11 protein-coding genes and 1 pseudogene are annotated in these 10616 nt (G+C 71.6%); 3 read left to right on the top strand and 9 right to left on the bottom strand.

The genetic code is table 11. From position 1 onward, the window contains the following. The 4 genes and pseudogenes from FK498_RS13950 to FK498_RS13935 all read right to left on the bottom strand — a co-directional run. Positions 1 to 224, bottom strand: a pseudogene (locus FK498_RS13950) (hypothetical protein); the annotation flags it as partial. After that, positions 221 to 1309 carry an AI-2E family transporter gene (locus tag FK498_RS13945; RefSeq protein WP_141855541.1) on the bottom strand — a complete coding sequence of 363 codons (1089 nt, stop codon included), beginning with the start codon at positions 1307 to 1309 and terminating at the stop codon, positions 221 to 223. The pseudogene FK498_RS13950 and the gene FK498_RS13945, both read right to left, overlap by 4 nt. After that, positions 1306 to 1845: a CDP-alcohol phosphatidyltransferase family protein gene (locus FK498_RS13940; protein WP_141855539.1), complete on the bottom strand. Its 540-nt coding sequence runs from the start codon at positions 1843 to 1845 to the stop codon at positions 1306 to 1308. Before FK498_RS13940 ends, FK498_RS13945 begins: the two co-directional genes overlap by 4 nt. Positions 1846 to 1885: 40 nt before the next feature. Beyond that, positions 1886 to 2464, bottom strand: a complete 579-nt coding sequence (locus tag FK498_RS13935) for a hypothetical protein (protein WP_202614861.1) — start codon at positions 2462 to 2464, stop codon at positions 1886 to 1888. Between the two features lie 111 nt (positions 2465 to 2575). Here FK498_RS13935 and purM point away from each other — a divergent pair, with 111 nt between their 5' ends. From purM to FK498_RS13920, 3 genes are read left to right on the top strand one after another with little or no spacing between them, the layout of a single operon-like run. Further along, positions 2576 to 3634 (top strand): phosphoribosylformylglycinamidine cyclo-ligase, encoded by a 1059-nt coding sequence (purM, locus tag FK498_RS13930; protein ID WP_141855545.1) that lies wholly within the window; start codon positions 2576 to 2578, stop codon positions 3632 to 3634. Next, positions 3631 to 4269 carry a phosphoribosylglycinamide formyltransferase gene (purN, locus tag FK498_RS13925; RefSeq protein WP_141855536.1) on the top strand — a complete coding sequence of 213 codons (639 nt, stop codon included), beginning with the start codon at positions 3631 to 3633 and terminating at the stop codon, positions 4267 to 4269. The genes purM and purN overlap by 4 nt, the downstream gene beginning before the upstream one ends. Before the next feature lie 28 nt (positions 4270 to 4297). Next, a complete protein-coding gene (locus FK498_RS13920; RefSeq protein ID WP_202614860.1) occupies positions 4298 to 4456 on the top strand; it encodes an aa3-type cytochrome c oxidase subunit IV in 159 nt (52 codons plus the stop codon). Between the two features lie 138 nt (positions 4457 to 4594). Here the strand turns inward: FK498_RS13920 and FK498_RS13915 are convergent, their stop codons facing one another. The 5 genes from FK498_RS13915 to FK498_RS13895 all read right to left on the bottom strand — a co-directional run bounded on the left by FK498_RS13915 (position 4595) and on the right by FK498_RS13895 (position 10311). Beyond that, entirely contained in the window at positions 4595 to 5569 is a 975-nt protein-coding gene (locus FK498_RS13915) for an ABC transporter ATP-binding protein (protein WP_141855534.1), read from the bottom strand. 11 nt (positions 5570 to 5580) lie between these two features. Further along, positions 5581 to 6576 carry an ABC transporter ATP-binding protein gene (locus tag FK498_RS13910; protein ID WP_141855531.1) on the bottom strand — a complete coding sequence of 332 codons (996 nt, stop codon included), beginning with the start codon at positions 6574 to 6576 and terminating at the stop codon, positions 5581 to 5583. Between the two features lie 2 nt (positions 6577 to 6578). Continuing rightward, positions 6579 to 7523, bottom strand: a complete 945-nt coding sequence (locus FK498_RS13905) for an ABC transporter permease (RefSeq protein ID WP_141855529.1) — start codon at positions 7521 to 7523, stop codon at positions 6579 to 6581. Further along, positions 7489 to 8448 (bottom strand): ABC transporter permease, encoded by a 960-nt coding sequence (locus tag FK498_RS13900; protein WP_141855527.1) that lies wholly within the window; start codon positions 8446 to 8448, stop codon positions 7489 to 7491. Before FK498_RS13900 ends, FK498_RS13905 begins: the two co-directional genes overlap by 35 nt. Positions 8449 to 8517: 69 nt before the next feature. After that, positions 8518 to 10311 (bottom strand): peptide ABC transporter substrate-binding protein, encoded by a 1794-nt coding sequence (locus tag FK498_RS13895; protein WP_141855525.1) that lies wholly within the window; start codon positions 10309 to 10311, stop codon positions 8518 to 8520. Positions 10312 to 10616: the final 305 nt, after the last annotated feature.

Below are 10616 nucleotides of genomic sequence, written 5' to 3'. Positions count from 1 at the left end.
TCGGCCGGCAGCACGGCCGCCTGCGTGCGCGCCGCCCAGATCGCGGCGAGATGGCTCTTGCCCGCCCCCTCCGGCCCCCAGAGCGCCAGCCGTCCGGACGGCCAGCCGGGCCAGCGCGCGAGCCAGGCGCGCGCCTCGGCCGATGCGGCTGCCGGCACGAAATCGGCCTCGGCGTAGGAGACGGCGGGGGGGAAGGCGAAGGCGAGCTGGCCCGGACCGGTCACGCCCCGCCCTCGTCGCGATAGAGCGCGCTCGCGCGGTAGCGCTTCAGCCAGTAGCGGGCGACCACGCCGATCGCCGCAGCGGCCGGCACCGCGAGCAGCACGCCGATGAAGCCCAGGAGCGCGCCGCCCGCGAACAGCGCGAACAGCACCCAGACCGCGTGCAGCTCCACCCGGTCGCCGAGCAGGCGCGGATAGATGACGTAGCCCTCGACGATGTTGCCCGCGACGAAGATCGCCGCGATCAGGGCGACATCGCGCCAGTCGGTGAACTGGACCAGCGCCATCCCGACGCTGATCACGAACCCGGTCAGCGTGCCGACATAGGGGATGAAGGAGATCAGGCCCGCGGTCAGCCCCACGATCAGCCCGAGCTGCAGCCCGGCGGCGGTCAGCGCGACCGCATAGAAGACCGCGAAGATGAGGCAGACCAGGGCCTGGCCGCGCACCCAGGCCGACAGGATGCGGTCGATCTCGCGCGCGAGCTCGCGCACGGTCGGGATGTAGCGGCGCGGCACCCAGGAGTCGACGCTCGCCACCATCTTCGGCCAGTCGCGCAGCAGGTAGAAGGTCACGATCGGCGTGACGACGACGATCATCAGCACGTTGAAGAGCTGCACCCCGCCGCCCAGCACGGTCGCCACGGCGCCGGTGACCCAGCCGAGCATGGTGTTGATCTGCCCGGTCGCGAGCTCGCGCAGGCGCCGGTCGACGACCTCGGGCCCGAGCCGCTCCTCGAGCCAGACCAGCGCCTCCTGCATCAGGTTGCCGAGCGCGCGCAGGTACTGCGGCACGAGGGAGAGGAGGATGTTCAGCTGCGCGAGGATCAGCGGGTAGATCAGCAGCAGGAACAGGATGATCAGCGCCAGCAGCGCGACCACCAGCGCGACCGCGGCGAGGCTGCGCGGGACGCCGACCGCCTCCAGCCGGTCGGCCAGCGGGTCGAGCAGGTAGGCGATCAGCGCGCCGAGCACGAAGGGCAGCAGGATCGAGGCGAAGAGATGCAGCGCGAGCGCGAAGGCGGCGAGCGCGCCGAGGATCAGGTAGCGGCGCTGGCGCCGTCCGGCCTCGGCCTCCTCCGCGGTCATCCGCCCGCCCCGCCCCCGCGCACCCAGCGCGCGACATAGGCCGCGCCCGAGGCCAGCGTGGTCGCGGCGACCGTCCAGATCAGCGCCGCGACCACGCCCGCCGACGGCACACCGTAGGCGGCATGCAGCAGCACAGCGGCGGCGAGCAGAATCTGCATCGCGGTGTTGGCCTTGCTGACGAAGAGCGGACGGATCGCCGGCTCCTGGCCCAGAACATAGAGCGTCAGCACGCCGCCGACGATCAGCACGTCGCGAAACACGACCAGGATCACCAGCCAGGACGGCAGGAACCCGCTCGCCCCGAGCGTGACATAGACCGAGACCAGGAGCGCCTTGTCCGCCACCGGATCGAGCACCGCACCGACATGGCTGCGCGCGCCGAAGCGCTTGGCGATGAAGCCGTCCACCGCGTCGGAGACGCCGGCGGCGACGAACAGCCAGAAGGCGAGCGCCATCTCGCGCTGCAGGATCAGCCAGACCGCGAGCGGCACCGCGAACAGCCGCGCGAGCGTGATCACGTTGGGAAGGGTGATCATCGCATCCCGATCGTCCGGACCCGGCAGCGCGGTCTGCACGTCAGGGCGCGCCGAGCGCGAGGCGCCACCCGTCCGGCCCCTGGGTGAGGGCGAGGCCGGCGGCGGCGAGCGAGGCGACCGCGCGCTCGATCCCGGCGGTGAATGTCAGGCCGAGCCGCGCCTCGGCGGACGACAGACCGAGCAGCTCGACCCGCGAGACCGCCGGACTGCCGGCCAGGCGGCGGCGGATCTCGGTCCACTCCGCGAGCGAGACGAAGGCCGCGCGCGCCTCGATGCGCGCCGGCGCCGCGCCGCCGGCGAGCAGCGCGCGCACCGGGTCGGGGCGGAAGATCACGGTCATGGTGGCGCCGTAGCGGGTGGCGGTGACGCGCTCCTCGGCCACCTCGAAGCCTTCGACCAGGCGCGCGAGCTCGGCATCGGGCAGCGCGGCGAGGGCGGCGGCGCGATCGGGCGCCTCGCTCTCGAGCAGGCGCCGCCAGGCCTCGCGGAAGCCCTGCAGATGCGCGGCCTCGCGCGCGGCGATCGGGGTCGCGGCACTCGCCTCCACCGCGACGTCGCGGACCACGAATCCGCCCTGGGCGCGCGCCCCCGGCGCCAGCAGGGGGAGCGTGACCAGCATCACGAAAACCCCGATTGCCGCGCTCCGCCGCAGGCGGTCTATTGTCGCCAACTCTCCCCCCAGAACGCTGAGCCGCGTGGCACGGGTTCCCTTAGCCGATCGGAGGCCGCCATACCAAGCCTGAGCTATCGCGACGCGGGCGTGGACATCGACGCCGGCGACGCCCTGGTCGAGCGGATCAAGCCGCTCGCGCACGCCACCGCCCGGGCCGGCACCATGGGCGGGATCGGCGGCTTCGGCGCGCTGTTCGACCCGCGCGCGGCCGGCTACGCCGATCCCGTGCTCGTCGCCACGACCGACGGCGTCGGCACCAAGCTGCGCATCGCGATCGAGACCGGACGGCACCGGTCGGTCGGCATCGATCTCGTCGCGATGTGCGTCAACGATCTCGTGGTGCAGGGCGCCGAGCCTCTGTTCTTCCTCGACTACTTCGCCACGGGCAGGCTCGAGGTGGACGAGGCGGCGCATGTCATCGCCGGCATCGCGGAGGGCTGCCGGATCGCCGGCTGCGCCCTGATCGGCGGCGAGACCGCCGAGATGCCCGGGATGTACCGCGGCGGCGACTACGACCTCGCGGGCTTCGCGGTCGGCGCGGCGGAGCGCGGCCGGCTGCTGCCGCGCGGCGACGTCGGCCCGGGCGACGTGCTGCTCGGCCTCGCCTCGTCGGGCGCGCATTCGAACGGCTTCTCGCTGGTGCGCCGCATCTTCGGCGCCGACGCCGCCCGCTGGTCGAGCCCCTGCCCCTGGCAGCCGGGCGCGAGCCTGGGCGAGGCCCTGCTCGAGCCGACCCGGATCTACGTCGCGAGCCTGCTGCGGCTGCACCGCGCGGGGCTGCTCAAGGCGGCGGCGCACATCACCGGCGGCGGGCTGCCGGGCAACCTGCCGCGCGTGCTGCCCGCGGGCGTGGTGGCGGCGCTCGACGCCGCCGCCTGGCCCGTGCCGCCGGTGTTCCGCGTGCTCGCGCACCAGGGGGGCGTCGCGGCGGAGGAGATGCTGCGCGTGTTCAACTGCGGCATCGGCATGGTCGTCGTGGTGGCGGCGGAGCGGGCGGACGAGGCCGCAGCCATGCTGCGCGGCGCCGGCGAGACGGTGCACCGGATCGGCGAGCTGCGCGCAGGCGAAGGCCGGCCGCGGGTCACGATCGCCCTGCCCGAGGGCTGGCCGGGATGAGGCGCCGTGTGGCGGTCCTGATCTCGGGACGCGGCTCCAACCTGCGCGCCCTGCTCGCCGCCGCCGCCGACCCGGCCTATCCGGCCGAGATCGTGCTGGTGGTCTCGAACGTGCCCGAAGCGCCGGGTCTCGCGGTCGCGGCCGAGGCCGGCGTGCCGGCCGCGGTGGTGGACCACCGCCGCTTCGGGCGCGACCGCGCCGCGCACGAGGCGGCGATCCAGGCCGCGCTCCACGGTGCGCGGGCGGAGTATGTCTGCCTCGCGGGCTACATGCGCCTGCTCACCCCGTATCTGGTCGGGTTGTGGGAGGGGCGGATGCTCAACATCCATCCCAGCCTGCTGCCGGCCTTCCCGGGCCTGCGGACGCATGAGCGCGCGCTCGCCGCCGGGGTGAAGCTGCACGGCTGCACGGTGCATCTCGTCACGGAGGCGACCGACCAGGGGCCGATCCTCGCCCAGGCCGCCGTGCCGGTGCTGCCGGACGACGATGCCGCCCGGCTCGCCGCGCGGGTGCTGGCCGCCGAGCACCGGCTCTATCCGGCAGCCCTCGCCGGCCTCATCCGCGGCGGGACGCGCCCGGCCACCGCCCAGTCGGCGCTGTTCAACCCCTTGCCGGCGGCTCCGTCGGGCGACTAGAAGGCGCGGGCGAAAGCGAGGACAGACGATGGCGCAGCACGGCGGAGCGATGACCACCGACGATCCGGAGCTGAAGGCGTTCCTGCAGGCGCGCGAGCGCGTCTATGGCGGCTTCCTGACCTTCGTGACCTGGTCGATCGTCGGGATCGTGCTGCTGCTGATCCTACTCGCGGTGTTCCTGCTCTGAACCGCCCCGCCTGAGAGCCGCCCCGCCTGACCGCGGGCGGGCGCGGTGCCCGGCTGGCCGGCCGCACGGGGGCGGACGGCGGACGATCCTTGCCGCCACGGTCGCGCGATCGCCGATCCCGCACGCGCGCGGGCGGCCTCATCCGCGCAGGTGGCAGGCGACCCAGTGGCCCGGCCGCGCCTCGCGCAATCCGGGCGTCTCGGTGCTGCAGAGCGGCAGCTGCCGGATCGGGCAGCGCGTGTGGAAGTGGCAGCCCGGCGGCGGGCGCAGCGGATTGGGCACGTCGCCCTCGAGGCGGATGCGCTCGCGCTTCACGGTCGGATCGGGGATCGGCACCGCCGAGAGCAGCGCCTCCGTGTAGGGGTGCAGCGGGTTCGTGTAGAGATCGCGCGAGGAGGCGATCTCGACGATCCGGCCGAGATACATCACGGCGACACGCGTGCTGATGTGCTCGACGACCGAGAGGTCGTGGGCGATGAACAGGTAGGTGAGGCTGAACTTCTCCTGCAGGTCCTCGAGCAGGTTGATCACCTGCGCCTGGATCGAGACGTCGAGCGCGCTCACCGGCTCGTCGCAGACGACCAGCTTGGGCGAGACCGCGAGCGCGCGGGCGATGCCGATGCGCTGGCGCTGCCCGCCCGAGAACTCGTGGGGGAAGCGGCGCGCGTGATCGGCGTTCAGGCCGACGGTCTCGAGCAGCTCGACGATCCGGTCCTCGAACGCGCGCCGGCCCTTCGCGAGGCCGTGGATGATCAGCGCCTCGCCGATGATCGCGCCCACGGTCATGCGCGGGTTGAGCGAGGCGTAGGGATCCTGGAAGATGATCTGCATGTCGCGGCGCAGCGCCGCGAGCTCGGCCCTGCCGAGGGCCGCGACGTCCCTGCCCTCGAACCACACCTCGCCGGAGGTGGGCTCGATCAGGCGCAGGATGCAGCGTCCGGTGGTGGACTTGCCGCAGCCGGATTCGCCGACCAGCCCGAGCGTCTCGCCGGCGGCGAGCTCGAAGCTCACCCCGTCCACCGCGTGCACATGCGCGACCACGCGCTTGAGCAGGCCCCCCGTGACGGGGAAGCGTTTCACCAGGTCCTTCACGCGGAGCAGCGGCTCGGTCATTCCGTCGGTCCTCACGCGGGCTGATCGAGCACGCAGGCGACCTTGTGGCCGGGCGCCACCTCGCGCAGCGGCGGCTCGGCCTCGACGCATCGCGCCATCGCGAAGCGGCAGCGCGCGGCGAAGCGGCAGCCGGGCGGGGGGTGGAGCAGGGACGGCACGACGCCGGGGATCGCCTCCAGCCGCTGCTTCCTCACCGCCGCGGTATCGATGCGCGGGATCGAGCGGATCAGGCCCTGGGTGTAGGGATGACGCGGGCGCGCGAACAGCTCGCCCACCGGCGCCTCCTCCACCACCTTGCCGGCATACATGACGACCACGCGCTGCGCGACCTCGGCCACCACGCCCATCGCGTGGGTGATCAGCATCACCGCCATGCCGAGCCGCGCCTTCATCTCGGCGATCAGGTCGAGGATCTGCGCCTGGATCGTGACGTCGAGCGCGGTCGTGGGCTCGTCGGCGATCAGGAGCCGGGGGCCGCAGGAGAGCGCCATCGCGATCATCACGCGCTGGCGCATCCCACCCGAGAACTGGTGCGGGTAGTCGTGCACGCGCCGCTGCGGGTTGGGGATGTGCACGAGCTTCAGCATCTCGACCGCGCGCTCGAGCGCGGCGCGCTTGGAGAGGCCCTCGTGCAGCCGCACCACCTCGGCGATCTGCTCGCCCACGGTGTAGACCGGGTTGAGCGAGGTCATCGGCTCCTGGAAGACGATGCCGATCTCGCGCGCGCGGATCGCGCGCATCTCGTCCGCGCCGAGGGGGACGAGATCGCGCCCCTGCCAGAGGATCTGCCCCGCGACGATCCGCCCCGGCGGCATCGCCACGAGCTTCATCACCGTCATCGCGGTGACGGTCTTGCCGCAGCCCGATTCGCCGACCACGCCGAGCGTCTCGCCGCGGTCGAGCGTGAGGTCGACGCCGTCGACCGCGCGCACCCAGCCGTCATCGGTGGCGAAGTGCGTCTTGAGGCCGCGGATCTCGAGCAGCCGCGCTCCGGTGCCGCGCTCCACGCTCAGAGCACCCTGCGCGGATCGAGCGCGTCGCGCAGCCCGTCGCCGATGAAGTTGATGGTCAGCACGGCGAGGAAGATCGCCGCTCCCGGGAAGAGCGCCCAGTGCGGCGCGAAGTCGAGCGTGTCCTTGGCGTCGAACAGGATCCGCCCCCAGGTCGGGATGTCGGGCGGGAAGCCCAGGCCGAGGAAGGAGAGGGTCGATTCGGCGATGATCGCGGCGGCGACGTCGATCGTCGCGGCGACGATCACGGGACCGAGCGCATTGGGCAGGATGTGGCGCACCACGAGCCGCGGCGTCGAGGCACCGAGCGCGCGCGCCGCCTCGACGAACTCCTTCTCGCGCAGCGAGAAGAACTGGGCGCGCACCAGCCGCGCGACCGGCATCCAGCGGAACCCGCCGATCACCACCACGATCAGGATGAACACACCCATCTCGGGCCCGACCAGTTCGCGCAGCGTGTCGCGGAAGAGGTAGATGATCAGCAGCAGCAGGGGGAGCTGCGGCAGCGAGAGGAACAGGTCGGTCAGCCACATCAGCGCCGCGTCCACCGACCCGCGCGAGATGCCGGCGACCGCGCCGATGACCGTGCCGACGATCACCGCGACCATCATCGCCGCGACGCCGACCGCAAGCGAGATGCGCCCGCCATAGAGCATGCGCGCGAGCAGGTCCTGGCCGAGATCGTCGGTGCCGAGCGGATGCGCCCAGGACGGGCCCTGGAGCCGCGCCGAGAAGTCGATCTCGTTGATCGGCACGGTCCAGACCAGCGGGCCGAACAGCACCGCCAGCACCATGGCGCCGAGCACGAAGGAGGACGCGACCGCGAGCCTGTGGCGGCGGAAGCGGCGCCACGCCTCGCGCCCCGGCGAGATGCGCCGGGGCCGGGCCGCGGCCGGGACCGCGACGCCGTCAGCGGTAGCTGATGCGGGGGTCGAGCCAGCCATAGAGGATGTCGGCCAGGAGGTTGAAGAACACGACCAGGCAGGCGAACACGAAGGTCACCGCCATGATCACGGGCGTGTCGTTGGCAAGGATCGCGCTGATCAGCAGCGAGCCGATGCCGGGGACGCGGAAGATCTGCTCGGTCACGATCGCGCCGCCGAACACCGAGGGCATCTGCAGCGCGACCAGCGTCACCACCGGGATCAGCGCGTTGCGCACCACGTGCTTGACGATCACCACCCGCTCCGGCAGGCCCTTGGAGCGCGCGGTGGTGACGTAGTCGAGCCGGATCACGTCCAGGACCGAGGAGCGCACGAAGCGCGTCCAGGCCGCGCCCTGGAACAGCCCGAGCACCGTGATCGGCATGATCGACTGCTTGAAATGGGCCCAGAACCAGGCCCAGCCGGTGGCGTCGATGTCGGCGCGATAGACGAAGGGCAGCCAGTCGAGCGTGATCGAGAACAGCAGGATGAACAGCAGCCCGGTGAAGAAGGTGGGCAGCGAAAAGCCGACGAAGGCGAAGGTGTTGGCGATCTGGTCGAACACCGAATAGGGCCGCGTGGCGGCGAACACGCCGACGGGCAGGGCGATCATCAGCGCCAGCACCTGCGAGGAGCCGAGGATCACCAGCGTGACCGGCAGGCGCGAGAGGATCAGCTCGTCGACGTTCACGCGGCTGACGAAGGAGTAGCCCCAGTCGCCGTTGATCATCGCCACAAGCCAGCGAAAGTAGCGCACCATCACCGGGTCATCGAGGCCGAACTTGGCGCGCAGCGCGGCGCGCACCTCGGGCGGCACGGCCGGGTTGGTGGCGAGCTCCTCGAACGGATCGCCCGGCGCCAGCGCCAGCACCGTGAACAGCACGACGCTGATGCCGAGCAGGCTGGGGATCGCGATCAGGAGGCGGCGGAGGAGATACTGGCTCACGTCTCTGGGGGCTGGCTCGCGGCACTCCGGACGCCGGCCGCGACGCCGGCGCCCGGAGGCTGCGTCGTCTCAGGTCTCGCGGTACCAGTCCCTGAGCAGCCAGAAGGTATTGTCCCAGGCGCTGAGCGGCGCGCGCAGCGCGTTCAGGCTGGCGCTCACCAGAGGACGCTGGACGAGCGGGATGATCGCGTTGCTGCCGACGATCAGGTCGTTCAGCTTGATGAACAGCGCGGCGCGCTTGACCGGATCGAGCTCGCCCTCGGCGGCGCGGAAGGTGCGGTCGTACTCCTCGTTGCGCCAGCGGACGATGTTGCGGCCCTGCCACTTGTTCTCCTTGCTGGCGATCTCCCACGAGCAGTACTGGTTCATGAAGAGCTGCGGGTCCGCCTGCGTCATCGTCGTCGTGTACATCTGGATGTCGGCGTAGAACTTCGTGTAGGTGTCGGGGTTCGCCACATCCGAGGAGAAGAACACCGAGGCGGTGACCGACTTGATCTCGATGTCGATGCCGGCGCGCTGCGCCGCCTGCTTGATGATCTGCTGCGTCTTCTGGCGCGGTGCGTTGATCGAGGTCTGGAAGACGTATTTCAGCTTCACCCCGCCCTTGGCGCGGATGCCGTCGGGCCCGCGCGCCCAGCCCGCCTGGTCGAGGATCTCGTTCGCCCTGGCGATGTTGAACTCCCAGGTCATGTTGGGCGAACGGAAGCGCGGCGGGTTGTTCAGGAAGTTCGCCGTCGCCGGCCCGCCGCGCCCGTAGATGAAGTCCTGGATCGACTTCTTGTCGACCAGCAGGCTGAGCGCCTTGCGCACCGCCGGATCCGACAGCGACGGATGTGTCGTCTTGATGCTCGAACGCTCGCCGTCCACCTCCGTCCAGGGGTCGGTCTGGTTGAGCTGGATGAACTCGATGTTGCCGCCCTCGACGATGTTCACCCGGCCGCGGCCGGCCGCCTCGAGGCGCTTGAGGATCTCGTCCTCGACCTGCAGGTTCCAGGCGTAGTCGAACTCGCCGGTCTGCAGCACCGCGCGCGCGGCCGAGACCGCGTCGCCGCCGCCCTTCACCTCCACCGAATCGAAGAAGGGCCGGTTCGGCAGGTAGTAGTTCGGGTTCGCCTCGCCCTTCACCAGGTCGCCAGGCTGGAACTCGGCGAAGCGGTAGGCGGCGGTGCCGACCGGACGCAGATTGGTGGGCGCGTCGCGCGAGTTGGCGCCGACATAGTCCTTGAACTTGTGCTTCGGGATGATCATCCCGCGCGAGGCGACGAAGGCGTCGGCCCAGAACGGCGTCGGCTTCTGGAACTCCACCCGCACCGTGAAGTCGTCCACCTTCACCACGTTGATGTCGCGGTAGCTGCCGACGCTCACCGAGGCCGTCGCGGGATCGCGCGCGTACTCCCAGTTGAACACCACGTCGTCGGCCGAGAACGGCTCGCCGTCGTGCCACTTCACGTCGCGCCGGAGCTTCCAGGTGACCGACCGGCCGTCCTCGGCGAGGCCCCGGTTCTCGATCGAGGGGATCTCGGCGGCGAGGATCGGCACCAGCGTGCCGTCGGCCGCCCAGCCGGCGAGCGGCTCGTAGAACAGGCGGCTGCCGTCCTGGTCCTTGGTGCCGACCGCGAAATGCGGATTGAGGAGCGTCGCCCCCTGCCAGTAGATGATCTTCACCTGCCCGCCGCCGCGCCGCGTCGGCTTGTACTCGGGCACGCTCTGCGCCGAGGCCGGGCTCACCCCGGCGAAGGCGAGGAGCTGGGTCGCCATCGGCGCGGTCAGCCCGACCGCCGCCATCCGCCGCACGAAGGCGCGCCGCGACATCTTGCCGTCGCGCACGCGGCGCATCAGACGCCAGAGTTCCTGCTCGTTCATCGTCCCGTGACCTCCCTTGGACCGCGGCCGGACGATAGCCTCCCTCCCGCCGCGCGCCTCACGCGTGAGCCTCGCGGAATGCTACAGCACTCCAAGTCGCGACGTCAGTCCCCAATTCATGGACCGGATTCCTCCGGCTCAGGCGCCGCTCAGCCGCGCGGACGCGCGGGCGGACGCGCCCCGTCCGGGCGGCCCGCATCGAAGCCGAGGAACCCCGCCTCCGGCACCGGGCTGCCGCCGCCGCCCTGCCAGAGCGGCGCGACCGGCACGGCGCCGCTCGTGTGGATTTTACACAACACCGCCAC

The sequence above is a fragment of the Elioraea sp. Yellowstone genome, assembly GCF_006704265.1.
In the GTDB taxonomy this organism is placed as follows: Bacteria; Pseudomonadota; Alphaproteobacteria; order Acetobacterales; family Acetobacteraceae; genus Elioraea.
This window is presented reverse-complemented; position numbering and strand designations above follow the sequence as displayed.

Excerpts from the sequence above, each read along its gene's own strand:
- FK498_RS13945 (WP_141855541.1), bottom strand. The coding sequence starts at position 1,309 with ATGACCGCGGAGGAGGCCGAGGCCGGACGGCGCCAGCGCCGCTACCTG.
- FK498_RS13940 (WP_141855539.1), bottom strand. The coding sequence starts at position 1,845 with ATGATCACCCTTCCCAACGTGATCACGCTCGCGCGGCTGTTCGCGGTG.
- FK498_RS13935 (WP_202614861.1), bottom strand. The coding sequence starts at position 2,464 with ATGCTGGTCACGCTCCCCCTGCTGGCGCCGGGGGCGCGCGCCCAGGGC.
- purN (WP_141855536.1), top strand. The coding sequence starts at position 3,631 with ATGAGGCGCCGTGTGGCGGTCCTGATCTCGGGACGCGGCTCCAACCTG.
- FK498_RS13920 (WP_202614860.1), top strand. The coding sequence starts at position 4,298 with ATGGCGCAGCACGGCGGAGCGATGACCACCGACGATCCGGAGCTGAAG.
- FK498_RS13915 (WP_141855534.1), bottom strand. The coding sequence starts at position 5,569 with ATGACCGAGCCGCTGCTCCGCGTGAAGGACCTGGTGAAACGCTTCCCC.
- FK498_RS13905 (WP_141855529.1), bottom strand. The coding sequence starts at position 7,523 with ATGGCTGGCTCGACCCCCGCATCAGCTACCGCTGACGGCGTCGCGGTC.
- FK498_RS13895 (WP_141855525.1), bottom strand. The coding sequence starts at position 10,311 with ATGAACGAGCAGGAACTCTGGCGTCTGATGCGCCGCGTGCGCGACGGC.